20 protein-coding genes are annotated in these 26,467 nt (G+C 68.2%); 13 read left to right on the forward strand and 7 right to left on the reverse strand.

All coding sequences use genetic code 11. The features are described 5' to 3' along the window. The first annotated feature begins 137 nt into the window (after positions 1–137). The 5 genes from ACILRB_RS09245 (at position 138) to ACILRB_RS09265 (ending at position 3,478) form a co-directional block, all read left to right on the forward strand. A complete protein-coding gene (locus tag ACILRB_RS09245) occupies positions 138–263 on the forward strand; it encodes a hypothetical protein (RefSeq protein ID WP_395666003.1) in 126 nt (41 codons plus the stop codon). A 510-nt stretch (positions 264–773) separates the two neighbouring features. Next, positions 774–1,040: a hypothetical protein gene (locus tag ACILRB_RS09250; RefSeq protein ID WP_395666004.1), complete on the forward strand. Its 267-nt coding sequence runs from the start codon at positions 774–776 to the stop codon at positions 1,038–1,040. 192 nt (positions 1,041–1,232) lie between these two features. Next, positions 1,233–1,640 (forward strand): DUF2147 domain-containing protein, encoded by a 408-nt coding sequence (locus tag ACILRB_RS09255; protein WP_395666005.1) that lies wholly within the window; start codon positions 1,233–1,235, stop codon positions 1,638–1,640. Between the two features lie 224 nt (positions 1,641–1,864). Beyond that, positions 1,865–2,797, forward strand: a complete 933-nt coding sequence (locus ACILRB_RS09260; RefSeq protein ID WP_395666006.1) for a ribose-phosphate pyrophosphokinase — start codon at positions 1,865–1,867, stop codon at positions 2,795–2,797. 432 nt (positions 2,798–3,229) lie between these two features. Next, positions 3,230–3,478, forward strand: a complete 249-nt coding sequence (locus ACILRB_RS09265) for a hypothetical protein (RefSeq protein ID WP_395666007.1) — start codon at positions 3,230–3,232, stop codon at positions 3,476–3,478. Positions 3,479–3,702: 224 nt separating this feature from the next. Here the strand turns inward: ACILRB_RS09265 and ACILRB_RS09270 are convergent, their stop codons facing one another. After that, positions 3,703–4,578: a sulfite oxidase heme-binding subunit YedZ gene (locus tag ACILRB_RS09270; protein WP_395666008.1), complete on the reverse strand. Its 876-nt coding sequence runs from the start codon at positions 4,576–4,578 to the stop codon at positions 3,703–3,705. 294 nt (positions 4,579–4,872) lie between these two features. On the opposite strand from ACILRB_RS09270, the gene ACILRB_RS09275 reads away from it, so the two are divergent. The 7 genes from ACILRB_RS09275 (at position 4,873) to greB (ending at position 17,847) form a co-directional block, all read left to right on the forward strand. Continuing rightward, positions 4,873–6,306: an efflux transporter outer membrane subunit gene (locus ACILRB_RS09275; protein WP_395666009.1), complete on the forward strand. Its 1,434-nt coding sequence runs from the start codon at positions 4,873–4,875 to the stop codon at positions 6,304–6,306. Positions 6,307–6,568: 262 nt separating this feature from the next. Further along, a complete protein-coding gene (locus ACILRB_RS09280) occupies positions 6,569–7,918 on the forward strand; it encodes an efflux RND transporter periplasmic adaptor subunit (RefSeq protein ID WP_395666010.1) in 1,350 nt (449 codons plus the stop codon). A 53-nt stretch (positions 7,919–7,971) separates the two neighbouring features. After that, positions 7,972–11,082 carry a multidrug efflux RND transporter permease subunit gene (locus ACILRB_RS09285; RefSeq protein ID WP_395666011.1) on the forward strand — a complete coding sequence of 1,037 codons (3,111 nt, stop codon included), beginning with the start codon at positions 7,972–7,974 and terminating at the stop codon, positions 11,080–11,082. After that, positions 11,079–14,354, forward strand: a complete 3,276-nt coding sequence (locus tag ACILRB_RS09290) for an efflux RND transporter permease subunit (RefSeq protein ID WP_395666012.1) — start codon at positions 11,079–11,081, stop codon at positions 14,352–14,354. The genes ACILRB_RS09285 and ACILRB_RS09290 overlap by 4 nt, the downstream gene beginning before the upstream one ends. A gap of 80 nt (positions 14,355–14,434) precedes the next feature. Continuing rightward, the gene (locus ACILRB_RS09295) at positions 14,435–15,439 is read left to right on the forward strand and encodes an acetyl-CoA carboxylase carboxyltransferase subunit alpha (protein WP_395666013.1); all 1,005 of its coding nucleotides are present in this window, start codon (positions 14,435–14,437) and stop codon (positions 15,437–15,439) included. A 527-nt stretch (positions 15,440–15,966) separates the two neighbouring features. Beyond that, positions 15,967–17,178, forward strand: a complete 1,212-nt coding sequence (locus ACILRB_RS09300; protein WP_395666014.1) for a L,D-transpeptidase family protein — start codon at positions 15,967–15,969, stop codon at positions 17,176–17,178. A 123-nt stretch (positions 17,179–17,301) separates the two neighbouring features. Then, complete coding sequence (gene greB / locus ACILRB_RS09305; protein ID WP_395666015.1) at positions 17,302–17,847, forward strand: transcription elongation factor GreB; 546 nt, start codon at positions 17,302–17,304, stop codon at positions 17,845–17,847. 87 nt (positions 17,848–17,934) lie between these two features. Here greB and ACILRB_RS09310 read toward each other — a convergent pair whose 3' ends face one another. Beyond that, positions 17,935–19,551 (reverse strand): fumarate hydratase, encoded by a 1,617-nt coding sequence (locus tag ACILRB_RS09310; protein WP_395666016.1) that lies wholly within the window; start codon positions 19,549–19,551, stop codon positions 17,935–17,937. A gap of 195 nt (positions 19,552–19,746) precedes the next feature. On the opposite strand from ACILRB_RS09310, the gene ACILRB_RS09315 reads away from it, so the two are divergent. After that, positions 19,747–20,745 (forward strand): glucokinase, encoded by a 999-nt coding sequence (locus tag ACILRB_RS09315; RefSeq protein WP_395666017.1) that lies wholly within the window; start codon positions 19,747–19,749, stop codon positions 20,743–20,745. Positions 20,746–20,760: 15 nt separating this feature from the next. Here the strand turns inward: ACILRB_RS09315 and ACILRB_RS09320 are convergent, their stop codons facing one another. The 5 genes from ACILRB_RS09320 to ACILRB_RS09340 all read right to left on the reverse strand — a co-directional run bounded on the left by ACILRB_RS09320 (position 20,761) and on the right by ACILRB_RS09340 (position 26,343). After that, positions 20,761–21,210 (reverse strand): PTS sugar transporter subunit IIA, encoded by a 450-nt coding sequence (locus ACILRB_RS09320; RefSeq protein ID WP_395666046.1) that lies wholly within the window; start codon positions 21,208–21,210, stop codon positions 20,761–20,763. 640 nt (positions 21,211–21,850) lie between these two features. Next, a complete protein-coding gene (gene rpoN / locus ACILRB_RS09325) occupies positions 21,851–23,440 on the reverse strand; it encodes an RNA polymerase factor sigma-54 (protein WP_395666018.1) in 1,590 nt (529 codons plus the stop codon). 401 nt (positions 23,441–23,841) lie between these two features. Next, entirely contained in the window at positions 23,842–24,726 is an 885-nt protein-coding gene (gene lptB / locus ACILRB_RS09330; protein ID WP_395666019.1) for an LPS export ABC transporter ATP-binding protein, read from the reverse strand. Positions 24,727–24,910: 184 nt separating this feature from the next. Next, entirely contained in the window at positions 24,911–25,495 is a 585-nt protein-coding gene (locus ACILRB_RS09335) for an LptA/OstA family protein (RefSeq protein ID WP_395666020.1), read from the reverse strand. Beyond that, entirely contained in the window at positions 25,492–26,343 is an 852-nt protein-coding gene (locus ACILRB_RS09340) for a hypothetical protein (protein ID WP_395666021.1), read from the reverse strand. Before ACILRB_RS09340 ends, ACILRB_RS09335 begins: the two co-directional genes overlap by 4 nt. Between the last annotated feature and the right edge of the window lie 124 nt (positions 26,344–26,467).

The following is a 26,467-nucleotide window of genomic DNA, read 5'->3' on the forward strand; positions in this document are numbered from 1 at the left end:
GAACGCTATCTGTCGACCGCCCTCTTCGAGGGGCTGTGACCGCGGCGCCGGACAGGCGGAACTCCGGCGTTTCAGGACGAGTTTAGACGTCAGTGCGCCGCGGCGGCCGCGGCGCGTTTCCGGAACAGGACCCGCGAATGCGCAATTTGGCCTTTCTTCTCGCCGCTCTGGTCGGGGTCAAGCTCGTGTCCAACCTCATCTACAATCATCGTTTCATGGCGCAGCCCGAGTCGGTGCGGAAGCTGACGCGCCGCTATCTGTGACATTCGGGCCACTGCCAGACGCAATCCCGGCTGACATCTGACAAAAAGAAATAAATTTTCGGGCCTCCACACATGTTTTATGTGCGGCGCGACAGGAGACAAGACGCACGCCCGCTGACGGCGTGCTGTTCGCAACCCTTTAATAGCGCAGGCGGAAACGCCTGCGCTATTTTATTGCGCGCATGACGAGCCCTTGATTTTTGCGGCGCGCCTTTTGCGGCGCAACAGCCAGAAGCGAGTCAACGCACGGAAATTCATGAGAAAATTGCTTGCGAGGCCGAACCAAGCGGCTTTATTTTTGGTTCCGTTGAAAGCGGTCGGCCGTCAGTCGTCACGAGGGGTCGCACAAGCGTGACGCAAGACGCATTTGGGATCATTGATCGTGGGGCTGGGTAAACTTGCTGTCAAAATAGGCTTTTGAATCTCGTCTATTTGAAGCAGATTGCAAGTGAAACGGGCAAAGCCAAAAACGGGCGATCAACGATAAAAAGACTCGCCGGGAGGCATCGAATGTTCAATCTGATGATGGTCGGTTTGCTGTTGGGCATGGCGCTGGGCCGCTTTTTCAGGGTTTATGTTCTCATTCCCGGTTGCGCCCTCGCGGTCGTGCTCGCCATGTCCGGCCCGCAGGCGTTCGACTCCTCCATCCTCTCGGCGCTGATCGAAGTGGCGGTCGCCGTGGCGGCGCTCCAGGCGGGCTATGTCGCCGCTCTGGTCTTCGCCCAGGTTCCGCTGGCTCTCCCCCGCCTGCGCCGGCTGTCGGCCCCTCAGGCCTGACGTCCTCCTTGGGGTTTCGCGCGTCCCGAAGACGCGACGGCCGCGCCGGCAGGCGCGGCTTTTCACATCCCGAGGCGCCGACCGGTTTCGGCCTCGACAGGGCGACGCGCGCCGCTATGATCGCGCGCCGCCTGGACCGCGCGACGCCATGATCGCGCGACGTCCGGCGAGCTCGAATTTTCGGGAGGCTATATGAAGCGGTTAATCCTGACGGCCCTCGCCTTCGGCGTGCTCTGCGCCGGGCCGGCCAGCGCCGATCCGACGGGCGAATGGCGCGTCGCCGACGGGAGCGCCACGGTGCGCATCAGGAAATGCGGCGCGGCCCTTTGCGGCTCCATCGCCTCGACCCGCGGCGCGCCCGGCAAGGACGACCGCAATCCCGATCCGGCCAAGCGCAACCGGTCGGTGCTTGGCATCGACGTTCTCCTTGGCATGCGCCCGACCGGCGCGAACGCCTGGAGCGGCACGACCTACAACGCCGAGGACGGGCTTCTCTACAACGCCACCATGACCATGCAGGGCGACCGCAGCCTCGTCATCAAGGGCTGCGGGCCGAATGGCGGCATCTGCGGCTCGGAGACCTGGAGCCGCGTGAAGTAGGAGGCGGGGCGGCCTCCGGCGCGCCCACGCGCGGCGGCGCGAAAGCCGCGTCGAAAGCGCGGCGCGGCCATTGCCACCCATAGGCGGAAGCAGTTAAACACGCGGCGTCGCGGGGAACGTCGGTCGAAGGATCGAGGCGGAATCCGATCTTTCGACGCGGTCAGCTCGTGGCTCCCGGCATGTCTTGGCCGGCGCGGACCGCGCGGCGTGCGGGGCGTTAAAAAATGAAGATCCTGGCGGGCAACTCCAACCGGCCTCTCACCGAAGCCATCGCCGCCTATCTCGGCCTGCCAATGACGAAATGCCAGGTGCGCCGCTTCGCGGACATGGAGATTTTCGTCGAGATCCAGGAAAACGTGCGCGGCGCTGACGCCTTCATCGTCCAGTCGACCTCCTATCCGACCAACGACCACATGATGGAGATGCTCATCATGACCGACGCGCTGCGGCGCGCCTCGGCGCGGCGCATCACCACGGTCATTCCCTATTTCGGCTATGCGCGGCAGGACCGCAAACCCGGCCCGCGCACGCCCATCTCGGCGAAGCTCGTCGCCAATCTCATCACCCGGGCCGGGGCGGACCGCGTGCTGACCGTCGATCTGCACGCAGGCCAGATTCAGGGCTTTTTCGACATCCCGACCGACAATCTCTTCGCCGCGCCCGTGCTGGTGCGCGACATTCAGCAGCGCCTGCCGCTCGACAATGTGATGGTGGTCTCGCCCGACGTCGGCGGCGTCGTGCGCGCCCGCGCGCTGGCGAAGCGCATCGACGCCCCCCTCGCCATCGTCGACAAGCGTCGCGAGCGCGCCGGCGAGTCCGAGGTCATGAACATCATCGGCGAAGTTTCAGGCAAGATCTGCATCCTGATCGACGACATCGTCGATTCCGGAGGCACGCTCTGCAACGCCGCCGACGCCCTGCGCGCGCAGGGCGCCAAGGACGTCTACGCCTATATCACCCATGGCGTCCTGTCCGGGGGGGCCGCGGCGCGCGTCGCCGCCTCGAGCCTCAAGGAGCTCGTCCTCACCGACACGATCCAGACCACCGAAGCCATCCGCGTTTCGAAGAACATCAGGGTCGTCTCCATCGCCCCGCTGATCGCGGAAGCGATCGCGCGCATCGCCAAGGAAGAAAGCGTTTCGAGCCTTTTTGACTGACACGCGCCGGCGTTTTTGAGCGCGCCGCCTCTTGCGGACGCGACGTCCAGCCCCGGAATTCTCAATTCTTCTTCTTATCTCGGATCGAAACGGCGGCTTTCCGGATCGAAACCGCGCCTCGCGCGTTGAAGCAAGGCTGCCGCGACGCGCGTTGGCGCACGGCCCGCGCAAGCCTGGCGTGGCAAACATGCGGCGCTCCCGGCCTGTGTGTCGTCGAGCGCGCGCCGCGACGAAAAAGCGGCCGGAAGTCCGAGCTTTGATCCGGGATAAGTCATATTGTCGCAGGCATGTTACATTCATCTTTTCTAAGCGGCGCCATGCATAGGCGACGCTGGAATGCGTCTTGCCTGAGAGTGTGGACCCGCAAGATTTTAGATATTAGTCTATAAATTTAATGGGCTATTCTCGGTCGAGCGGATGAGAAAGAAAGCCATGACCAACGCCTATGTGATCCAGATCAGCGGACGCACCGCGGGAATCGTCGCGCGGGACGGAAGCGATCGGGCTTTTAATTTCTTTGCGGCCTCGCCTCATTTCCACGCCATGGAAGGCCGCAGCTTCGCCGATCCGGCCGAAGCCGAAAAAATGGCCCGTCATCTCGCGCGCCATGGCGGGCTTCCGCGCCAGCCCGAAGGAGAGTGCGCCATCGCGCCGCGGAAAAAGCCGCTGAACGCCGCCTGAAGCGCGTCCGGCGTTCTGCGCCCAATCCGCGCCCGGGCTCCTGTCCGACGGACAAACCCGCTGGAGACGCATTGTCCGGTCTGAAGCCGGGGCGCGTTTCCAGCGCGATTCCATGTCTGGAGCCGGGCGCGTTTCCAGCGCCCCGCATGCCGCCCTCTCCAGGTCGTCGCCGCTTCCTCTCAAGCCGCCGCCTCTCAAGCCGCCGCCTCTCAAGCCGCCGCCTCTCAAGCCGCTTCCTGGGCCGTGTCGGCGGGCGCGGCGACGCGACGCTTTCGGCGTGAGGCCGGCCGGTCCCTCCGCCGCGCGGCCCGCGCGCCGACAAGCACGGCGCCCGCCCCCAGCACGAACCATGCAGGGCGGATCGAATAGGCGAAATTGAGATTGGCGGCGAGAACGAGCGAGGCCGGCGCGCCGGCCGAAAGCGCGAACCAGCCCGCCTCCGCCAGCGCCGTGGCGAACGCGCAGCCAAGCGCCAGCGCCGCCGTCCCCACAAGCGAAGGCTCGCCGTAACGCCGCGTCGCGAGCCGAAAGGCGAAGAGCAGGCCGAAAATGCCGGCCATGGCGATCGGCTCGCTGACGTCGAGCTTTTTCTGCATGAAGAAATGGACGGCCGCGAGACCCGCCGCGGGATAGACGAGCCGGTGCAGGCGCCGCCAGCGCTGCGGGCCGAGCCTTGCGGTCATTCGCGCGCCCGAGGTCGCGCCGAGGACGCAGAGCGCGAGAAAGGCCAGAAAGCCGATCGTGAGATAGGGCCGCCGCACGATCTCGGCCGCCACATGCGGCAGCCGGAAGCTTTGGTCCGCGACATAAAGCGTCACATGGGCCGCGACATAGGCGAGCGCCGCCAGCCCGAAGATGCGGCGTGCGGGAAAAAGCCGCGGATCGCGCAGGGCGATCCGCGCCGGCGTCACGGCGAGCGACAGCGCCAGCATCCGCAGGGCCCAGAGCCCCATCGCATGGATCGCGGCGCTGAGCGGGCGCGGCCCAAGGCCGCCCTGCGCCGCGATCGCCGCGAGCCAGAGCCCCGGCAGGACGGCGGCGGCATAGGCTCCGGCCTTCACGACGTCAAAGCGCGGCCCGGCCGCCCCCACGCGAAACATCCTCGTCCTCCAGCTCATGCGTCTTGACCCTATTCGCGCCGCGCGCCGCTTAGGTTTCATGCGCCGCGTCACAACTTGTTGAGTCGAGGCCGCCCGCGCCCACGCCCCGCCCACGCCCAAGCCTTGCTCGCGCCCAAGCCTTGCTCGCGCCCAAGCCTTGCTCGCGCCACGGTATGTTGCTAACTGCCGGATCGCGTCGAGCCGGAGTTTCGCCCTGAAACCGGGGCGAAGCGCGAATGTCGAAGCCATCGAGGCCGAGTGGGCATTTTGCCGATGAAATGCGCGATTCCGGCCTTGGCCTTCAGCGCCGCCCTCGCCGGATGCGCCGTCGGCCCCGACTATACGCGGCCCGACGCGCCGACGCCCGCCGCTTTCAAGGAGATGAAAGGCTGGAAGCGCGCCACTCCGCTCGACGACATGCCGCGCGGGGACTGGTGGAAGCCGTTCAGGGATCCAAAGCTCGCCTCGCTCATCGGCGAAGTCGCGGTGTCGAACCAGACCGTGATCGGGGCCGAGGCCGGCTATCGCGCCGCGACGGCGCTCGTGCGCGAGGCGCGGGCCGGGCTTCTGCCGACGGTCTCGGTCTCCTATGACGGCGGGGTCGCCCACAGCGGCGCGCGCAGCAGCGGCGCCTCGACGGGCCTTTCGCGCACGCTCTACACCTTCGACGCCGCCTCCGGCCTGGCCTGGACGCCCGACATCTGGGGCAAGGTGCGCCGCCAGGTCGAAAGCAACGTCGCCGGCGCGCAGCTTTCGGCGGCCGACCTCGCCAACGCCACGCTGTCGTCGCAGGCCCTGCTCGCGGTCGCCTATTTCGAGCTGCGCGCGGCCGACGCGCTGAAGGGGCTGCTCGAAACCACCGCGCGCGAGTATCAGCGCACGCTCGATATCACGGAGCGCCAGTACGCCGCGGGCGTCGTCTCGAAGGCCGACGTCGCGACGGCGCGCACGCAGCTGCTCAACACGCAGGCGCAGGCGATCAACGCCGGCATCGCCCGCGCGCAATATGAGCACGCCATCGCCGTGCTGATGGGCCGCCCGCCGGCCGAGCTCGACGTCAGGCCGGCGGCGTTCCCCTCCGCGCCGCCCGCAATTCCCGTCTCGCTGCCTTCGACCCTGCTCGAACGGCGCCCCGACGTCGCCGCCGCCGAGCGCGCCATGCAGCAGCAGAACGCGCTGATCGGCGTCGCCATCGGCGCCTATTTCCCGGACATCAGCCTGTCCGCGGCCTATGGCTTCGCCGGCCGCGGGCCGCTCGCGCTCTCGCTCGCCAACGAGGTCTGGAGCGCGGGCGTCACGGCGTCGCAGGTCGTGTTCGACGGCGGCCTGCGCAGCGGCGCGGTCGAGGCGGCGCGGGCCGTTTACGACCAGTCGGTCGCGGGCTACCGCCAGACCGTGCTTTCAGCCTTTCAGGACGTCGAGGACCAGCTCGTCGCGGCGCGCCTGCTCGCGCAGCAGGCCAAGGTGCAGGACGCGGCGGTGCAGGCGGCGCGGGAGCAGGTCGACGTGCTGCTCAATCAATATTCCGCGGGCACGGTCGCCTTCACGGCGGTGGTGGTCGGCCAGGCGCAGCTTTTGTCCAACCAGATTTCCGCCCTGACGGTCAGGCAGAACCGTTTTCTCGCAGCCGTGCGCCTGATCGAGGCGCTCGGCGGCGGCTGGGACGCGCGCGACCTGCCGGACGCGGCCCGGATCGACGCGCAGACCGCGCTGGCGCCGCGCCTGTGACGCGCGCCGAACGCCTCGAATTGATTCGACGCGGCGGGCGATTATGTTTTGCTGGCAGGGCGCGGCATGCGCCGCCTCGCCCGGCGGGCGGCGGAGGCGGCCTGCGGACCCCGCTTGTGGACGCCCGGCGGCCGCCGCGCCGCGACGCCGCCGGCGTCGGGCATGGACGGGCGGCGCATGGACGGGCGGCGCATGGACGGGCGGCGCATGGACGGCGACACGACGGCGGCACGCGCGAGGCCGCGTCAGGCATGGGATCCTAATGGACGACCGCACCCGACCGCCGGGCGAAGGCCCGCTCGACTCGGTCTATCTGCGCGAAGGCGGAACGCAGGCGCGCGACGCGCGCCCGGCCGACTCACGCCCCTCCGAGGCGCACGACGCCGCGGCGCCGGCGAAATCGCCGCTCAGGACCGCGATCCTCATTCTGCTCGCCGGCGCCGTCGCCTATGGGACATGGCGTTTCATGACGAGCGAGCGCGCCGCGCCGGCGGGCCCGCCCTCGGGCGTCCAGACGACGCAGGCGGTCGGCGCGGCGACCGTAACGCGCGGCGACATGCAGATCCTCGTCTCGGGGCTTGGAACGGTCACGCCGATCGCGACCGTGACGGTGAAGCCGCAGGTCTCCGGCCAGCTGATCGAGGTGGGCTTCAAGGAAGGCCAGAACGTGAAGAAGGGCGATTTTCTCGCCCAGATCGACCCGCGCCCCTTCGCCCTCGCCAAGGCGCAATATGAAGGGCAGCTCGCGCGCGACAAGGGCCTGCTCGACCAGGCCCGCAACAACATGCAGCGCTACCAGACCCTGCTGAAGCAGGACGCCATCGCGCGCCAGCAGGCCGAGGACCAGGTCTATGTCGTCAAGCAGTATGAGGGCGCGATCCGCGCCGACCAGGCGCTGATCGACGCGCAAGAACTCAACCTCACCTATGCGCGGGTGGTCTCGCCGCTCGACGGTCGCGTCGGCCTGCGCCTCGTCGATCCCGGCAATTACGTGCAGACGACCGACGCGGGGCTCGCCGTGATCACCCAGATCGACCCCATTTCGGTGATCTTCACCGTGGCCGAGGACGAGCTTCCCCGCATCCTCGACCGGCTCGGCCGCGGCGCGACGATGGAGGTTTCGATCTTCGACCGGGGCAATGCGCGCAAGCTCGCCTCCGGCATGCTGTCGACGCTCGACAACCGCATCGACGCGACGACCGGCACGGTCAAGCTGCGCGCCCTCTTTCCGAACCCGGACGGCCGCCTGTTTCCGAACCAGTTCGTCAACGCGCAGCTGCTCGTCGACACGCAGAAGGACGCGGTGCTCGCGCCGACGACGGCGATCCAGCGCGGCGCGCCCGGAACCTATGTCTATCTGATCGCCCCCGACGACAAAGTCTCGGTGCGTCCGGTGAAGCTCGGCGCGCAGGCGGACGGCCGCGTCGTCGTGTCCGAAGGGCTCGCGCCCGGGGACCGTGTCGTGGTCGACGGCGTCGACCGGCTGCGCGACGGCGCCGAGGTGGTCCTCGCCGCGATCGACGGCAAGGCGGTCGACGCGCCGGCGAAGGCGCCCCCGGGCCATGGCTCCGGCGAACGAAGAGCGCGCCAGGGCGGCGCGCCGCCGCCGTGACGGCCGCCGCCGATCCTTAAAAGCGCGCCGACGCGCTCCCGCAGGGCCCCAGCGTGAACCCATCCCGCATCTTCATCGAGAGGCCGGTCGCGACCTCTCTCCTCATGCTGGCGATCCTTATCTCCGGCGCGGTCGCCTATCGCTTCCTGCCGGTCGCCGCCCTGCCCCAGGTCGACTATCCGACGATCGAGGTGCGCACCTTCCTGCCCGGCGCGAGCCCCGAGGTGATGACCTCCGCGGTGACGGCGCCGCTCGAACGCCAGCTCGGCCAGATGCCGGGCCTCAACCAGATGACCTCGTCGAGCTCGGCCGGCGCCTCGGTCGTCACGCTCCAGTTCAACCTCGCCCTGCCGCTCGACGTCGCCGAGCAGCAGGTGCAGGCGGCGATCAACGCCGCGAACAACCTGCTGCCGGCCGACCTGCCCGCGCCGCCGATCTACGCCAAGGTCAATCCCGCCGACGCGCCGATCCTGACGCTCGCCGTCAAGTCGAAGACCCTGTCGCTGATCGACCTGCAGGACGTCGCCGAGACGCGCATCGCCCAGAAGATCTCGCAGCAGTCCGGCGTCGGACAGGTGTCGATCAGCGGCGGGCAGCGGCCGGCGATCCGCGTCCAGTTCAACCCGCACGCGCTCGCGGCCTACGGGCTCAACATCGACGATCTGCGCACCATCATCGCCAACGCCAACGTCAACACGCCGAAGGGCGGCTTCGACGGGCCGGCGCAATCCTCGACCATCATCGCCAACGACCAGATCGACACGCTCGACGATTTCCGCAGGATCGTCGTCGCCTATCGCGACGGCGCTCCCGTGCGCATGCGCGACGTCGCGACGGTCGTGCGCGGCGCGCAGAACGACAAGCTGCGCGCCTGGGCCGACGGCGAGCCTGCGATCATCGTCAACATCCGCCGCCAGCCCGGGGCGAACGTCATCGCCGTCGCCGACCGGATTCGCGCGCTCCTGCCGACTCTGCGCGCGAGCCTGCCCGCCTCGGTCGACATCGACATCCTGTCGGACCGCACGACGACGATCCGCGCCTCGGTCGCCGACGTGCAGTTCGAGCTTGCGCTCGCCGTGGCGCTCGTCGTCGCGGTGATCTTCATCTTTCTGCGCAACCTGCCGGCGACGATCATTCCGAGCCTGTCCGTGCCGCTGTCGCTCGTCGGCGCGCTCGCGGCGATGTATCTGCTCGGCTTCAGCCTCGACAATCTGTCGCTGATGGCGCTCGTCATCTCGACCGGCTTCGTCGTCGACGACGCCATCGTCATGATCGAGAACATCGCCCGTCACGTCGAGCACGGCGAGGAGCCGATGGCGGCGGCGCTCCGGGGCTCGGAGCAGATCGGCTTCACCATCATCTCGCTCACGGTCTCGCTGCTCGCCGTGCTGATCCCGCTCCTGTTCATGGGCGACGTGATCGGACGGCTGTTCCATGAATTCGCGGTCACGCTCGCCGTCACCATCGTGATCTCGGCCGTGGTCTCGCTGACGCTGGTGCCGATGATGTGCGCGCGGCTGATCCGGCGCCGGCCGGAGCGCGAGCGCGGCCGGCTCGACCGCTTCGCCGAGCGCGTCTTCGACCGGCTGGTCGAGGCCTATGGCCGTTCGCTGCGTGTGGTGCTGCGCCATCAGCCGCTGACCCTCGCCGTCGCGCTCGGCACGCTGGCGCTGACCGCCGCGCTCTATGCGGCGATCCCGAAAGGCTTCTTCCCGACGCAGGACAGCGGCGTCATCCAGGGCGTGTCGCAGGCGGGACAGGGCGTGTCCTTCGAGGCCATGTCGAAGGTCCAGAGCAAGCTCGCCGACATGATCCTCGCCGACGGGGCGGTCGAGAGCGTCAGCTCGTTCATCGGCGTCGACGGCGACAATCCGACGCTGAACAGCGGCCGCTTCCTCATCAACCTCAAGCCGCGCGAGAGCCGCACGGCGACGACGGCGCAGGTCATCGCCCGGCTGCAGGACGCGGCGCGGCGCCTGCCGGGCGTCGACCTGTTCCTGCAGCCGGTGCAGGACCTGACCGTCGACTCGACCATCGGACGCGCGCAATACAGCTTCATCCTGCAGGACGCGGACCCTGACGCGCTCGCCCAATGGCTGCCGCGGCTCGTCGAGAAGCTCAAGGACAAGCCGGCGCTCGCCGACGTCGCCAGCAACGACCAGGCGCGCGGACGCGCGCTCGACATCTTCGTCGACCGGGCGGGCGCGGCGCGCTTCGGCATCACCCTCGCGAGCGTCAACAACGTCCTTTATGATTCCTACGGCCAGCGCATCGTCTCGACGATCTACACGCAGTCGAACCAGTACCGCGTGATCCTCGAGGTCGACCCGAAGCTCCAGAAGCATGAATCCGACCTCGCGGCGCTGCGCCTGCCGTCATCGGCGGCGAGCGGCGGCCAGACGCCGCTCTCCTCGATCGCCCGCGTGACGGAGACCGAAAAGCCGCTGCTCATCACCCATCTCAACCAGTTTCCGGCCGCCTCGATCTCCTTCAACGTCGCGCCCGGCCATTCGCTCGGCCAGGCGGTCGACGCGATCGAAGCGGCGCAGGAGGAGATCGGCCTGCCGCGCAGCTTCCGCGTCGCGCCGCAGGGAGCGGCGGCGGCCTTCAGCTCCTCGTCGTCGAACGAGCTGTTCCTGATCATCGCCGCCGTCGTCACCATGTATATCGTGCTCGGCGTGCTCTATGAGAGCTTCGTCCATCCGGTCACCATCCTCTCGACGCTGCCGTCGGCCGGCGTCGGCGCGCTCGTCGCGCTGATGCTCGCGGGCTTCGACCTCGACGTGGTGGCGGTGATCGGCGTCATCCTGCTCATCGGCATCGTCAAGAAGAACGCGATCATGATGATCGACTTCGCGCTCGACGCGGAGCGGCGCGGCGGGCTCGAGCCGCAAAGCGCCATCTTCGAGGCCTGCATGCTGCGCTTCAGGCCGATCCTGATGACGACGCTCGCCGCGCTGTTTGGGGCGCTGCCGCTGATGCTCGGGACCGGAGTCGGCTCCGAGCTGCGCCAGCCGCTCGGCGTCGCGATCGTCGGCGGCCTCATCGCCAGCCAGCTCCTGACGCTCTACACGACGCCCGTCATCTACCTCTATTTCGACCGGCTCGCCGCGCGCCTGCGTCCTCGCGCCGCGCCCGACGCGCCCGCCGCGCAGACGCCGTGAACATCTCCGCGCCCTTCGTCAAAAGGCCGGTCGCGACCACGCTGCTCGCGGTCGGGATCGGGCTCGCCGGCGCGCTCGGCTTCGCCAAGCTGCCGGTCGCGCCGCTGCCGCGCGTCGATTTTCCGACCATCATGGTCTCGGCGTCCCTGCCCGGCGCGAATCCCGAAACGATGGCGTCGAGCGTCGCGAGCCCGCTCGAGCGCTCGCTCGGCAATATCGCCTCGGTCTCCGAAATGACCTCGCGCTCGTCGATCGGCCAGGCGTCGGTGACGCTTCAGTTCGGCCTCGACCGCGACATCGACGGCGCGGCGCGCGACGTGCAGGGCGCCATCGCCGCCGCCCGCGCCGACCTGCCGTCGAGCCTGCGCAGCAATCCGACCTATCGCAAGCTGAACCCGGCCGACGCGCCGATCCTGGTTCTGGGGCTCACCTCGAAAACCAGGACGCCGGGCCAGCTCTACGACGTCGCCTCCAACGTCCTGCAGCAGCGGCTGTCGCAGATCGAAGGCGTCGGACAGGTCTTCATCGCGGGCTCGGCCCTGCCCGCCGTGCGCGTCGAGATCAATCCTCAGGCCCTGTCGAAATATGGCGTCGGGCTCGAAAACGTGCGCGCGGCGCTCGCCGCGGCCAACGCCAACAGCCCCAAGGGCGCGCTCGCCGGCCAGGGGCGCACGTATCAGGTCTACACCAACGACCAGGCGAGCACGGCCGCCGAATTCAGATCCGTCATCGTCGCCTGGCGCAACGGCGCGCCGGTGCGCCTGACCGACGTCGCCGAGGTCGTCGATTCGGTCGAGGACCTGCGCAACGAAGGCTTCGTCAACGGCAAGCCCGGCATCCTGGTCCTGTTCAACGCGCAGCCGGGCGCGAACATCATCCGCACCACCGAGCTCGTGAAGGCGGAGCTGCCCTATCTGCGCGAGGCCCTGCCCTCAGACGTCGACATGATCGTCACGGCCGACCGCTCGAACACCATCCGCGCCGCCGTCGCCGACACCGGGCTCACGCTCCTTCTGTCGATCGCGCTCGTCACGCTCATCGTCTTCCTGTTCCTGCGCGACCTGCGCGCTGCGAGCGTGCCGGCGGTGGTCACGCCGCTCTCCATCGTCGGCGCCTTCGGGGCCATGTATCTCGCCGGCTTCAGCCTCAACATCCTGTCGTTGATGGCGCTGACCATCGCCACGGGCTTCGTCGTCGACGACGCCATCGTGGTGCTCGAAAACATCAAGCGCCACGTCGAGGGCGGCGCCTCGCCGCGCCAGGCGGCGCTCGAGGGCGCGCGCGAAGTCGGCTTCACCGTGATCTCGATCAGCGTGTCGCTGGTCGCGGTGTTCATCCCGATCCTGTTCATGGGCGGCATCATCGGCCGCCTGTTCCATGAATTCGCGCTGACGCTGACCTTCGCCATCGCCGTCTCGCTCGTCCTGTCGCTGACGCTGACGCCGATGATGTGCGCGCTCGTGCTCAGGCGCCGGCCCGAGCGCGCGCCGCCGCGCTTCGACCCGTTCGGCGCGCTGACCCGGGCCTATGGGCGCTCGCTCGGCTTCGCGCTTCGCCATGGCGGTTTCGTGATGCTGACGCTGTTTGCGGTCGTCTGCCTCAACGTCTCGCTGTTTGCGATCATCCCCAAGGGCTTCTTCCCGCAGGTCGACGCCGGCCGCATCATGGGCTCGATCCAGGGCGACCAGAGCATCTCGTTTCAGGCCATGCGGGTGAAGGCGAAGCAGCTGCTCGACATCGTGCGCGCGGATCCTGCGGTCGAAAGCGTCGTCGGCTTCACGGGCGGCAACGAGACCAACACGGGGCGCAGCTTCATCACCCTGAAGCCGCTGTCGGAACGCGACGTGAGCGCGCAGCAGGTGATCGACCGCCTGCGCCCGAAAATCAGCGCCGTGCCGGGCGTGACGCTGTTCATGTTCCCGGTGCAGGACCTGCGCATGGGCGGGCGGCCGACCAATTCGCTCTACCAGTACACGCTGCAGGGCGACGACGCCGAGGACATCTATGAATTCACGCCGAAGCTCGTCGCCGAGCTGCGCGGCAATCCCTTCCTCGCCGACGTCAACGCCGACCAGCAGCAGGCCGGGCTCGCGACCAAAATCGTCATCGACCGCGACGCGGCGGCGCGCTTCGGCCTCGACGTCAACGTGATCTCGCAGACCCTCTATGACGCCTTCGGCCAGCGCCAGGTGTCGACGATCTATTCGGCGGTCAACCAGTACAAGGTGGTGATGGAGGTCGCGCCGCAATACTGGCAGGACCCGGCGATCCTGAACGACCTTTACGTCACGCCCGCCGGATCGCGCGCCGGCGGCGCCGCGACGAGCAATCTGCCCTCGGGCGCCGTGCGCGCCGCGAGCGCTGGAGCCTCGGCCGCGCCGGCCGCCTCCGACGCCGCCCGCAACGCGGCGACCAACGCCATCGCCGTCGGCGGCTCGTCCTCGGCCTCGGCGGGCGCGGCGGTCGCGACCGCGAACGCGGCCATGATCCCGCTTTCGGCGATCGCCCGCTTCGAGCCGGCGAAGACCTCGCTCAACGTCAACCATCAGGGGCTGTTCGTCGCCAGCACCATCTCGTTCAACCTGCCGCCCGGCGTCTCGCTCGGCAAGGCGATCCTCGAGATCGACAAGGCGACGGCGCGCATCGGCATGCCCGCGACCATCCGCGGCCTGCCGCAGGGCACGGCGAAGGCGTTCCAGGAGTCCTTCTCCAATCAGGGGCTTTTGCTGGCGGCCGCGCTGTTCGCCGTCTATGTGACGCTCGGCGTGCTCTACGAGAGCCTGATTCATCCGGTCACCATCCTGTCGACGCTGCCGTCGGCGGGGGTCGGCGCGGTCCTCGCGCTGATGGCCTTCAGGCTCGAATTCTCGGTCATCGCCATGATCGGGGTCATTCTGCTGATCGGCATCGTCAAGAAGAACGCGATCATGATGATCGACTTCGCCCTCGCCGCCGAGCGCGAGCGCGGGCTTTCCCCGCGCGCGGCGATCCACGAGGCCTGCCTGCTGCGCTTCCGCCCCATCATGATGACGACCTTCGCCGCCATCCTCGGCGCGATTCCGCTCGCCGTCAGCTACGGCGACGGCGCGGAGCTGCGCCGCCCGCTCGGCGTCGCGATCATCGGCGGCCTCGTCGTCAGCCAGCTCCTGACCCTCTACACGACCCCCGTGCTCTATCTTTACATGGAGCGCCTGCGCCAGCGCTCGAAAGCCCGCTTCGCCCGCCTTTTCCCCCGCCTCGCCGGAGGCGGTCCGGGCCGCTCCGCGGCCTGAACGCGCAAGCGCCGGGCCGATTCTTGACTTCGCGCGACGGAATCGCCAGTTTCCGCGCTTTCCGCACCAGACACGAGCCGATGAACTTTCCCGTTCCCGCATCAGAGGCCGCCGGGCTGCGCTCGCCCGCGACGCGAAGCTATCTCGATTTCGAAAAGCCCGTCGCCGAGCTCGAAGCGAAGGTGCAGGAGCTGCGCTCGCTCGCCGTCAACGGCGACGCGGTGCAGATCAACGAGGAGCTGGCCCGCCTCGAGGGCAAGTCCGAGAAGGCGCTCGTCGATCTCTACGCCACGCTGACGCCCTGGCAGAAGACGCAGGTCGCGCGCCATCCGCAGCGGCCGCATTTCACGGATTACGTCAAGGGGCTCGTCACCGACTTCACGCCGCTGTCGGGCGACCGCCAGTTCGGCGAGGACGCGGCGCTCGTGTGCGGGCTTGGATGGTTCCGCGGCTATTCGGTCTGCGTCATGGGCCAGGAGAAGGGCGCCGACACGGCCTCGCGCATCAAGCATAATTTCGGCATGGCGCGGCCCGAGGGCTATCGCAAGGCGGTGCGCGTGATGCGCCTCGCCGACCGCTTCAACCTGCCGGTGATCTCCTTCGTCGACACGCCCGGCGCCTTTCCGGGCGTCGACGCCGAGGAGCGCGGCCAGGCCGAAGCGATCGCCCGCGCCACCGAAGCCTCGCTCGCGCTCGGCGTGCCCAACATCGCGGCCATCGTCGGCGAGGGCGGCTCGGGCGGCGCGGTGGCCATCGCCACCTGCAACCGCGTGCTCATGCTGGAGCATGCGATCTACACGGTGGCCTCCCCCGAGGCGTCGGCCTCGATCCTGTGGCGCGACGCGGCCAAGGCCGAAGACGCCGCCACCACCATGAAGATCACGGCGCAGGACCTTCTGAAGTTCGGCGTCGTCGACGCGGTGATCCCCGAGCCCGTCGGCGGCGCGCATCGCGATCCCGCCGCCGCGGTGCAGGCGGTCGGCGACGCGGTCGAAAGCGCCCTGCAAAGCCTTCTGCCGCTGTCGCATGTCGAAGTCAGGCAGGCGCGGGCGGACAAGTTTCTGGCGATCGGCCGCAGCCTCTGACCTTGTTTTGCGCAATCTGTTGCCCGCGCGCCACTGGCGCGGGCAAAGTTTGGGCTGGCCCCGCACGCCGCCTCCGCAGCGCGCGGGGCGGCAAGTCTTGCGCAAGCTCCGTCAGATAAAGATCAAGGCGAAATCAAAGCCTTTCCTCGGCGGATCCATCCTCTGGCCATGGGCGCCCGTGGCCGCTTCCGCTCCGGGCGGCGCTTTTCCACAGGCGCTTGCGCGTGGCCCGCGCCTCAATGCGGCCGCCTTGCGGGGCCAGAGTCACGCTTGGCCGGAGACAGACTCGCGCCGGCGATGTTCATGAAACCCGCCGCGTTCAACTTGCGGAGGCCCCGTCTCCGCGACGCGGAGTCTGACCTCGCACCAGGGCGTTGCTGGAAAAATTAAGAATAATTTTACCTTAACTCTTGATAAACCTGTCGATTGACTGTCTTGCCAGAAGATTACCACAGGGTTAGACTATTGAACAAGAACGGCGCCTCCCCTCCTTGGGGCCGCCCGAAGCACGAATGAGAGACGCGCCCATGAGCTTCAGCGCATCCGTCGGACGGATCGGCCTTCTCGGCCTCGCCGTCTCCGCCGCCGTCACGCTCGCCGGCTGCGGCGGCCCCGTCGGCGACGACGTCAGCGCCCGCGCCAACGCGCCCCTCTCAAGAGAGACGCTGACGCTCATGGAGGAGAAGGGCACGACCAAATCGGCGCCCGTGCTCATCCGCACCTACAAAAAGGAAGCCGAGCTCGAAGTCTGGAAGATGAAGGCGGACGGCAAATACGCGCTTCTCAAGAGCTATCCCATCTGCCGCTGGTCGGGGCAGCTCGGCCCGAAATCGCGCGAAGGCGACCGGCAGGTGCCGGAAGGCTTCTATACGGTCACGCCGGCGCAGATGAAGCCGAACTCGGCCTATTATCTCGCCTTCAACGTCGGCTATCCCAACGCCTATGACCGCGCGCTCGGGCATGACGGCGGCTCGATCATGGTGCACGGCGTGTGCTCGTCGCGCGGCTGCTTCTCCATGACCGACGAGCAGATGAAGGAAATCTACGCCGTCGTGCGCGAGAGCTTCGCCGCCGGCCAGCGCGACATGCAGCTCCAGTCCTACCCCTTCCGCATGACCGCCGAGAACATGGCGAAATATCGCGCCGATCCGAACATCGGCTTCTGGCGCCAGCTCAAGGAAGGCTCCGACAATTTCGAGGTGAGCAAGAAGGAAGTCGCCGTCAACGCCTGCGGCGGACGCTATGTCTTCAACGCCACGGCCGCCAACGGGCGCTTCGACGCCTTCAGCCCCTGCCCGCAGATTCGCCAGAACGACCAGATCCGTCCGCTCGTCCTCGCCAAAGAGGCCCAGGACGACGCCAAAATCGCGGAGCTGACGGCCTCGGGCGTCAAGCCGATCCGCACGGTCTATCTCGACGGCGGCCAGCATCCGAAATTCGCCGCCGCCGGCCTCGCCGTCAGCCGTCCCGACGCGCTCGCCGCCGGCCCGACCGATCTCGTCGTCGAGGAGAAGCGCACGAGGCTCGCGCTCGGCGACAAGACGCGCAAGGCGCCGGTCTCCCCGGTCGTCCAGCTGGCCGCGAGCGCCGCGGACCCGGCCGACAAGCCCGCGGAGATCGCCCGCGAGGCGACGAAATCGGCCGGCGATCCCGCGACCCTCGCCAACTGGTTCGGCGGCTCGAAGAGCTTCGGCGAGGCGATCTCGGTCGCCGCCAAGCAGGGCGCGCGCACGCCCTGACCCGCCCGCCGTCCCGAAATCCCTGCGGCCGGCCCCCTGGGCCGGCCGTTTCATTACATCGCCGCCCCTGAAGCGGCCGCCCGCCCTTGCCGCCGGCCGGCGCCTTTCCCATCTCCCCAGTCCATGAGCAAAGCGTTCACCCGCGAAACCGACGCGGAAGAGACCGACGACGAGATCGAGGCGCCGCCGCTGCCCTCCGGCGCGAAGAACTATGTCACGCCCGAAGGCTTTCGGCGGATGCAGGACGAGTTCGACCAGCTGCGCAGGGTCGAACGGCCAAAGATTGTGGAGACGGTCGCCTGGGCCGCCGGCAACGGCGACCGCTCGGAAAACGGCGACTATATCTACGGCAAGAAGCGCCTGCGCGAGATCGACCGGCGGCTGCGTTTCCTGCGCAAGCGCATGGAGATCGCCGAGATCGTCGACCCGAATCGGCAGGCCGGCAAGGACAGGATCTTCTTCGGCGCCACGGTCGACTATGAGACGGGCGACGGCGTCGCGAAGCGACTGCGCATCGTCGGCGTCGACGAAGCGCGCTCCGAGCTTGGCGAAGTAAGCTGGATCTCGCCCATCGCCCGCGCCCTGCTGAAGGCGGAAGAAGGCGATCTCGTCGAGGTGCGCACGCCCAAAGGCGTCGAGCGGATCGAGGTTTTGAAGATCAGCTATTGAAGGCGGCGACCCTGCGCCGCCGCGCTCCAGCTTTTGGTTTCGCGCGCTTTTGTCGTCGCGCGGCTTTCGCCGAAGGGGCGCCCCGGCTCAGCCCAGATTGAGCTCCTTGAAAAAGTCCTCGCCCTTGTCGTCGATGACGATGAAGGCCGGGAAATTCTCGACCTCGATGCGCCAGACCGCCTCCATGCCGAGCTCGGGATATTCCAGCACTTCGACCTTCCTGATGCAGTCCTGCGCCAGCCGCGCCGCCGCGCCGCCGATCGAGCCGAGGTAGAAGCCGCCATATTTGCCGCAGGCCGCGCGCACGGCCGGCGAACGGTTGCCTTTGGCCAGCATGACCATGGAGCCGCCCGCCGCCTGGAACTGCTCGACATAGGAATCCATGCGCCCGGCCGTGGTCGGGCCGAAGGAGCCCGAGGCGAAGCCTTCCGGCGTCTTGGCCGGGCCGGCGTAATAGACCGGATGGTTGCTGAAATAGTCGGGCATGCCCTCGCCGCGCTCGAGCCGCTCGCGGATCTTGGCGTGGGCGAGGTCGCGCGCGACGATCATCGGCCCGCTCAGCGACAGCCGCGTCTTGATCGGATATTTCGACAGGGTCGCCAGAATCTCCGACATCGGCCGCGTCAGGTCGATCTGCACGACCTCGCCGCCGAGCGCGGCGTCGTCGACCGGCGGCAGGAAACGGGCCGGATCATGCTCGAGCTCCTCGAGGAACACGCCGTGGCGGTTGATCTCGCCGAGCGCCTGGCGGTCGGCCGAGCAGGACACGCCAATGCCGATCGGCAGCGAGGCGCCGTGGCGCGGCAGGCGCACCACGCGCACGTCATGGCAGAAATATTTGCCGCCGAACTGCGCGCCGACGCCCGACTGCTGCGTCAGCTTCCAGATCTCGGCCTCCATCTCGAGGTCGCGGAAGGCGTGGCCGTCCGTTCCGCCCGCGGTCGGCAGATTGTCAAGATAACGGGCCGAGGCGAGCTTGACCGTCTTGAGGTTCTGCTCGGCCGAGGTCCCGCCGACGACGATCGCGAGGTGATAGGGCGGGCAGGCCGAGGTGCCGAGGGTGAGAATCTTCTCAGCGACGAAGGAGACCAGCCGGTCATGCGTCAGGAGCGAGGGCGTGCCCTGGAACAGGAAGGTCTTGTTGGCCGAACCGCCGCCCTTGGCCATGAACAGGAATTTGTAGGACTCCTCGCCCTCCGCATAGATTTCGATCTGCGCCGGCAGATTGTCGCGGGTGTTGACCTCCTCGAACATGCTGAGCGGCGCGAGCTGCGAATAGCGCAGGTTCTTCTTGGCGTAGGCGTCGCGCACGCCCTCGGCGAGCGCGCTCGCGTCCTCGCCGTCGGTGAAGACCATGCGGCCCTTCTTGCCCATGATGATGGCGGTGCCCGTGTCCTGGCACATCGGCAGCACGCCGCCCGCGGCGATGTTGGCGTTCTTCAAAAGATCATAGGCGACGAAGCGGTCGTTGGCGCTCGCCTCCGGGTCGTCGAGGATTCTGGCGAGCTGGGCGAGATGGCCCGGCCGCAGCAGATGGTTGACGTCGATCATCGCGGCCTCGGCCAGAGCGCGCATCGCCTCGCGCTCGACCACCAGAAATTCGCGTTCGCCGAATTTTTCGACCCTCGCCCCGCCGCAGTCGAGCTTGCGGAAAGGAGTCTCGTCCTTGCGCAGCGGAAAAGGCGAATGATATTGAAAAGTCATGGCGACGGCCTCGTTTCTGGACTGCGTCACATTCTAGAGCAGCGCGCGTCAAAACGCAGCGCTTTTACGAAAGCCGGCGCTACGCCTCTTTGCGGAGCGCCGGCGCGGCGCAGGCGGCGTCAGCTCTGGAACTCTCGCTCGGCCTGAGCTTTATTGACCCGTCGCGGCGCGCCCGCTCAGGCGAAAGAGGCCTTCTTGCAGTTTCCTTATCCGCTCGTTCTCTGCGACGTCGGCGGCACCAACGCCCGCTTCGCGCTCCAGGCCGCGCCCGACGCGCCGCTGTTGCCCGGCCCGCCGGTCAAGACCGCCGATCACGCGAGTTTTGAAAAGGCGCTGGCCTCGGCCTTCGTCGGCTTCGGGGTCAGGGCGCGCTCGGCGCTGGTCTGCGCGGCGGGACCCGTGCGCGGCCGGACCGTCGAGCTCACCAACGCCGGCTGGCGCATCGACGGCGCCGAGACGGCCGCCGACCTCGGCCTCGACCAGGGGCTGCTGCTCAATGATTTCGAGGCCCAGGCGCTGGCCCTGCCCGCGCTTCAGGACGTCTGGACGACGCCGATCGGCCCCGCCCGTCCGGCCGCGGGCGGAACGCGCCTCGTCATGGGCGTCGGCACGGGGCTCGGCGCGGCCGGGCTCATCGAGGTCGAGGGCCGCCATCTCGCGCTTCCGACCGAGGCCGGGCATCTCGACTTCGCGCCGGTCGGCTCGGTCGAGGCGGCGATCTGGCCGCATATCCCGATTTCGGCGCATGGCCGCATCGGCGTCGAGACCATCCTGTCCGGCGCGGGCCTCGCCCGCCTGCATCGGGCGCGCTGCGCCGCGGAGGGCCTGCCGCCGCCGCAGATCGACGAGATCGGCGTCGTCGCCGAAGCCATGAGCGCGCCCGACGGCGAGGCGGCGCGCACGCTGTCGCTGTTCTGGACGCTCGTCGCGCGCTACGCCGGCGACCTCGCGCTGGCGCTGATGGCGAAGGGCGGCGTCACGCTCGCCGGCGGCGTCCTGCCAAAGATCGCGGCGTTTCTCGATCCGGCGAAGTTTCGCGCCCGCTTCGAGGACAAGGCGCCCTTCGGCGAGTTCATGACGACGATCGCGACGCGGCTCGTCATCGCCAATGACGTCGTGCTGCCTGGCATGGCGGCGATCGCCGCCGCGCCGCGCGCCTATGTGATCGACTATGAGGCGCGCGCCTGGCGCTGAGAGGCGCCGGCGCCCTCAGGCCGCGTGCGACGCGGCCTCCTCGCTCAGCACGGCGTAGAGCGCGTCGCGGTCGCGCGCGGCGCGGAGCTTGGCTTTGACGCCCTGGTCGCGCAGCATGCGCGCGATGCGGGCGAGCGCCTTCAGATGGTCGGCGCCCGCCGTCTCGGGGGCGATCAGCACGAAGATCAGATCGACCGGGGCGTTGTCGAGCGATTCGAACTCGATCGGCTTCGCCGCCCGCGCAAACAGAGCCGTCATGCCTGTCGCGCGGGCGAGCTTGGCGTGGGGAATGGCGACGCCGTCGCCCGTGCCCGTCGAGCCGAGCCTTTCGCGATGCAGCAGCGCGTCATAGATTTCGCGCGCGGACAGCCCCGTGAGCTCGGCGGCCTTCTCGCTCAATTCCTGCAGCGCCTGCTTCTTACCGAGAGCTTTCAGGGCCGGAACGATGGCCTGGGGCGAGATCATGAATGTCAAGGCAGTCGTCCAAATGAGTTCGAGCGGCGCCTGACGGCGGCTCGAAAAATCCGTTCTCAGGCGCGCCGCTCACGAATTGCGGCGGCCTGGCGCAAGGCGGCGTCGGGTCGGTCTGAGGCCATGAACGCGCGCGATCCTGGCGGTCGGCTTCCCTAAAGTCGCCCAAACGCGACGCCCCGACGGATCAGCTTCGCGCGCCCGTAAAGACCACGGCCGCGCGGCGTCAGCCGCGAGGCGACGCGCGCAGCCTCGTCCATGAACGCTGAACACGGCGTGTGTGTGGCGATGCGGCCGGGGCCGGCCGGCGTCATATGTGGCCGCGCTGACGCCGCATGGGTCAAATCTGCCGTCATCGCCCCCCGCCGCCGGCGGATCGCCGCCGTAATTTTTGGCAGCGTTAGGCGTGTTGTCCAGTGAAGTCAAGCGTCGCCGTGATCAAGCCTAGCGTCACGCGAACTCAACATTGGGGAATGTCGCCAAAATCGAAAATTGGCCATGCGCAACCGGGGATAAGTATTTTTACGCCCGCCAGATGATATTATTTTGATTTATTCTAATAACCCCAAGCCTCGCGTCGCGCCTGTGGCGCCGGGAGCTTGCGCCTTCGCGGCGCCTTGCCCATGGCTAAGAGTCAATACATGTAAGCCTTTTCGCGGCGACGCTCGACGGAAGAGCGAATCTTCAAGCTTTCGCGATATTTCGCGACCGTGCGGCGGGCGATGTCGATGTTGATTTCCTTGAGCTTCGCGACGATGGCGTCGTCGGACAGAATGTCGTTCGGCCGCTCCTGCTCGATCATGTGGCGGATGCGGAAACGCACCGACTCCGCCGAATGGGCGTCGCCGCCATTGTTCGAGGCGATCGAGGCGGTGAAGAAATATTTGAGCTCGAACAGCCCGCGCGGCGTGGCCATATATTTGTTGGAGGTGACGCGCGAGACGGTCGACTCATGCATGCCGATCGCCTCGGCGATGGTCTTGAGGTTGAGCGGACGCAGATGCTCGACGCCATGGCGGAAGAAGCCGTCCTGCTGGCGCACGATCTCGCTCGACACCTTGAGGATCGTGCGGGCGCGCTGCTCGAGGCTCTTGGTCAGCCAGTTGGCGGTCTGCAGGCAGGACGACATGAAGCTCTTGTCGACGTCGTTCGTCTGGCCTTTCGAGACGCGCGCCGCATAGCTATTGTTGACGAGGATGCGCGGCAGCACCTCGGTGTTCAGCTCGACGTGCCAGTCGCCGCCCGGCGCCGCGCGCACGATCACGTCGGGCACGAGCGGCTGGATGGCCCCGCCGCCGAAGGCGCGTCCGGGCTTGGGGTCGAGGCGGCGGATCTCGGCGGCCATGTCGGCGAGATCCTCGTCGTCGACGCCGCAGATCTTGCGCAGGGCCGCAAAATCGCGCTTGGCCAGAAGCGGAAGATTGGCCACCAGCGCCTGCATGGCGGGGTCGAAGCGGTCTTTTTCGCGCAGCTGGATGGCGAGGCATTCGGCGAGGTCGCGCGCGCCGACGCCAGACGGTTCAAAACTCTGGATCAGCTTCAGCACGCGCTCGACCCGGTCGAGCGGGGCGTCGAGCCGCGCCGCCGCCTCCTCAAGCGCGTCGGCGTAATACCCCGCGTCGTCGATCGAATCGATCAGCGTCTGGCCGATGATCCGGTCGACCGGATCGGCGGTGGCGAGCGCGAGCTGCTCTTCGAGATGATCCTTGAGATGGACCGGGCTTGCGGCGTAGGCTTCGAGATTGGCGGCCTCGCCGTCCGCCGCGCCGCCCGAAGATCCGTTCCAGGACGTCGCCGACAGGCCGGCGGCCGAATCGGGGAATTCCGTCGCGCAGGGCGCCGAACGGTCGTCGTCGAAGGCGTTGCCAAGCTCGGTGCCGAGGCTTTGCTCGAGCGCGCCCCGGTCGACGGCGAGCGCGCTGGAGCTCCAGTCGGCCTCGCCCGCCTCGTTGAAGCTGCCGTCGAGCGCAGTCTGCTCCGGCCTGTCGCCCGGAAAAAGGTCGGGAGACGCGCCGTCGAGCGGAAAATTGGTTTCGCCCGCCAAAGGCTGCGGCTCGGGCGCCTCGTCGCCGCGCTCGAGGAGCGGATTGCGCTCAAGCTCCTCCTCGACGAAGGCGGTCAGCTCCATGTTGGAGAACTGAAGCAGCTTGATCGCCTGCAGAAGCTGCGGCGTCATCACCAGGGACTGACCCTGGCGCATCATGAGCTTCGCGCTTAGAGCCATATTCACGGACCTTTGGCGACACTTGGGGCGCAAGACGGTCGAGTGGAAGACGGCCCGTTTCTTGCTTGCAAGCAATTATTGGCGCCACGGCCTGATTGGCAAGCAGATAATTTGTTCATGAAACCGACGTCGCGCAGCCGCCCCGCCCCGCATGGCCCCAGGCGCGCAGAGGGGCCGGCGCCCGATCCCGCCCGAAAATCTGGAAAGCCTGACTGAATGTCGCGCCGAGCGGCCGGTTTCGCGCGCAAATTGCGGCGCCCGGGCCTCGCCCGCGTTGCGTCGTCACGGTTTTGTCGCGCTGCACAAAGCGAAGGCAACGCGCCTGTCTTCTAGCCGAGCGCGCGGCCTGCGGCGCAGCGCCGCAGCGAGGCGCGCAATTCGGGGGCGGCTCGGCCGGCGCGTCAGAGCGCGAAGGAATCGCCGAGATAGAACCGGCGCGCCTCGGCGTCGGCGACGATGGTCTCGGGCGTGCCCTGGGTCAGCACCTTGCCGGCGTGGATGATATAGGCGCGGTCGATCAGCCCGAGCGTCTCGCGCACGTTGTGGTCGGTGATGAGGACGCCGATGCCGCGCGTCTTGAGATGCTGCACCAGATGCTGGATGTCGGCGACGGCGATGGGGTCGATGCCGGCGAAGGGCTCGTCGAGCAGGATGAAGGCCGGGCGGCAGGCGAGCGCGCGGGCGATCTCGCAGCGCCGCCGCTCGCCGCCCGAAAGCGCGACCGAGGGCGAGCGCCGCAGGGCCTCGATGTCGAATTCGCGCAGGAGCGCGTCGAGCTCGCGCTCGCGCTGCTCCTTGTCCTTCTGGGTGATTTCGAGCACGGCGCGGATGTTGTCCTCGACCGTGAGGCCGCGGAAGATCGAGGGCTCCTGCGGCAGATAGCCGACGCCGAGCCGCGCGCGGCGGTACATCGGCAGGCGCGTGACGTCATGGCCGTCAAGCTCGATGCTGCCGGCGTCGGGCCGGATCAGCCCCGAGATCATGTAGAACAGCGTGGTCTTGCCGGCGCCGTTGGGGCCGAGCAGGCCGACCGCCTCGCCGCGGCGGACGGTCATGCTCACGTCCTCGATGATCCGCCGCATCTTGTAGGACTTGCGCAGGCGGGACACCGAAAGCACGCCGTCCTGCCGCGCGCCGGAGAGGTTTTCACGCGCGGGGCGCTCGCCGCCGCCCGCCGCCGCGCCGGCTGCAAGCGCGGTCGACAGGGCGCCGATCGCGGCGGAGCCTTCGCCCTGCGTCGTGAGCAGGGGCGCGCGCAGGAAATCGGGAATCAAACGCAGCGGCAATCGGAACGTCCTGCGGCCTCGCTTGCGGCCGCCCGCGGCAGGCCTTGGAGCCGATCGGGCGAGGGCCGCCGCTTCGCGCTGCGCCGTCCGGAGGCGTCTCCGGGGCGCGCAGGCCGGCGGACGGCGCTGGCGCGTTGTGCCACAGACGCGGGGCGAGGTCCAACGCCCCGCCCGCGCCGGCCGGTCAGCTCTTCGGCTTGGTCTTCTTGTCGTCTTTCTGCTCGGGCTGGAACAGGCTCTTCACCCGGCCGACGATGACGGCCTTCTTGGTCGAAAGGTCATAGGCGAGCTTGTCGCCCTTGGTGACGCTCGTGCCCTGCGTCACCGTGACGTTGCCGGTGAGATAGAGCTTGTCCTCGCCCTTCTCGTAGACGCCGCGGTCGCCTGTCGAGACCTGGTCCTTGGTGATCAGCGTGACGGGCCCCGTCGCCTCCATGCGGCGCAGGTCGCTCGTCGAGGAGGGCGTCGAGGGCGCGCCTTCGGGCTTGGGCGCGAGATAGAGCACGAGCACGCTCGCCTTCAGCGTGCTTTCGCCCTGCCGGGCGACGACGTCGCCCGTGTAAACGAGCTTCTGCTCCTTGTCATAATAGTCGAGCTTGGCGGCGTCGATATGGATCGGCTCTTTCGAGTCGCCGCCGGGAATGGCGCCGCCCTGCGGCTGGGCGGCCGCCGCGAAGGCGAACATGACGCCCGCGGCGAGCCCGCACAGGGCGAGGGCCGCGCGCCGCGCGGACAGGGGTCGGCGCGAAGACGTCGGAGCGGCGGTCACGGCTGCGTCTCCTTCACGCCATCGGCCGGCGCGGCGTGGACGGACCGCGCCTCTTCGGGTTCGGGCAGCGTGAGCGGCAGGTCCTTCTCCTCCTTGCTGGAGTCGAAGGTCGACCTCACGCCGCCGACGAAGGAGATCTTGCCGTCGGCGCCGATGTCCATCTCGTCGGCCGCGATCGTCCCGCCTTTCAGCAGCACGGTGACGGGCTCGTGCGAGACGAGCCCGCCGGTCTTGAAGTCCATCTGGGCGGATTTCATGAAGATCGCATAGCCGACTTCGTTCCTGATCTGCGGCGCGCCGTCGAGGAGGAGGCTGTCCTTGAGATTGTCATAGGAGCCATGGGCCGCCGTGACCTTGATGGTCGAGGAGTCGCGCATGGCGACGCGCGCGTCGATGCCGCTGAGCTCGACGAGATTGGGCGTGGTGGTGTCCTGGCGCCCCGCCTCCGCCTTGATGTCATAGGGGCGGCCGTCCTTCTGGAAGCCGCTGATCTTCGGCGTCTCGACCGTGATGCGCGTTCCGTCGAGCCGGACCTGGCCGATGGTGATGTTCGGCGGGATGCGGCGGAAGGGGTCGAACACGGCGTAGACCGTGGCCGCGCCCGCCGTGACAAGGCAGAACAGCACGATCGACCAGCGCAGCACGCGCACGCGCAGCGAATGGCGCCGCGCCGCCGTGAAGGCGCCGCGCCATGGCGTATGCGACAGTTCAAGCACGTCGCCAAGGTTCTGGCGTCCGTCGCGGCGCGAACCGTCAGGCCCCGCCGCATGATGCGCCGGCGCGGCTCCGCCGTGGGAGGCCTCGTGGGCGACGCGCCGCCAGTCGGCGGCTTCCGAGATGTCCGTCATAAAATCGCGCGTCCGGTTCAGGGCCGATCGAGAGCGGCCTGAAGACTTTCCAGACAGCAAGCGAGAGCGGCGAAGTCAAGGCGCGGCGGCGAACCCGCCAATTTCGACATTAAAACGAAAAGCG

Source organism: Methylocella sp. (assembly GCF_044226135.1).
Lineage (GTDB): Bacteria > Pseudomonadota > Alphaproteobacteria > Rhizobiales > Beijerinckiaceae > Methylocapsa.

Bases quoted from the DNA above. Each gene is read 5' to 3' on its own strand.
- ACILRB_RS09250 (WP_395666004.1), top strand. From the start codon at position 774: ATGTTCAATCTGATGATGGTCGGTTTGCTGTTGGGCATGGCGCTGGGC.
- ACILRB_RS09265 (WP_395666007.1), top strand. From the start codon at position 3,230: ATGACCAACGCCTATGTGATCCAGATCAGCGGACGCACCGCGGGAATC.
- rpoN (WP_395666018.1), bottom strand. From the start codon at position 23,440: ATGGCTCTAAGCGCGAAGCTCATGATGCGCCAGGGTCAGTCCCTGGTG.
- ACILRB_RS09295 (WP_395666013.1), top strand. From the start codon at position 14,435: ATGAACTTTCCCGTTCCCGCATCAGAGGCCGCCGGGCTGCGCTCGCCC.
- ACILRB_RS09245 (WP_395666003.1), top strand. From the start codon at position 138: ATGCGCAATTTGGCCTTTCTTCTCGCCGCTCTGGTCGGGGTCAAGCTC.
- ACILRB_RS09340 (WP_395666021.1), bottom strand. From the start codon at position 26,343: ATGACGGACATCTCGGAAGCCGCCGACTGGCGGCGCGTCGCCCACGAG.
- ACILRB_RS09310 (WP_395666016.1), bottom strand. From the start codon at position 19,551: ATGACTTTTCAATATCATTCGCCTTTTCCGCTGCGCAAGGACGAGACT.
- greB (WP_395666015.1), top strand. From the start codon at position 17,302: ATGAGCAAAGCGTTCACCCGCGAAACCGACGCGGAAGAGACCGACGAC.
- ACILRB_RS09255 (WP_395666005.1), top strand. From the start codon at position 1,233: ATGAAGCGGTTAATCCTGACGGCCCTCGCCTTCGGCGTGCTCTGCGCC.
- ACILRB_RS09270 (WP_395666008.1), bottom strand. From the start codon at position 4,578: ATGTTTCGCGTGGGGGCGGCCGGGCCGCGCTTTGACGTCGTGAAGGCC.
- ACILRB_RS09280 (WP_395666010.1), top strand. From the start codon at position 6,569: ATGGACGACCGCACCCGACCGCCGGGCGAAGGCCCGCTCGACTCGGTC.
- ACILRB_RS09260 (WP_395666006.1), top strand. From the start codon at position 1,865: ATGAAGATCCTGGCGGGCAACTCCAACCGGCCTCTCACCGAAGCCATC.
- ACILRB_RS09320 (WP_395666046.1), bottom strand. From the start codon at position 21,210: ATGATCTCGCCCCAGGCCATCGTTCCGGCCCTGAAAGCTCTCGGTAAG.
- ACILRB_RS09300 (WP_395666014.1), top strand. From the start codon at position 15,967: ATGAGCTTCAGCGCATCCGTCGGACGGATCGGCCTTCTCGGCCTCGCC.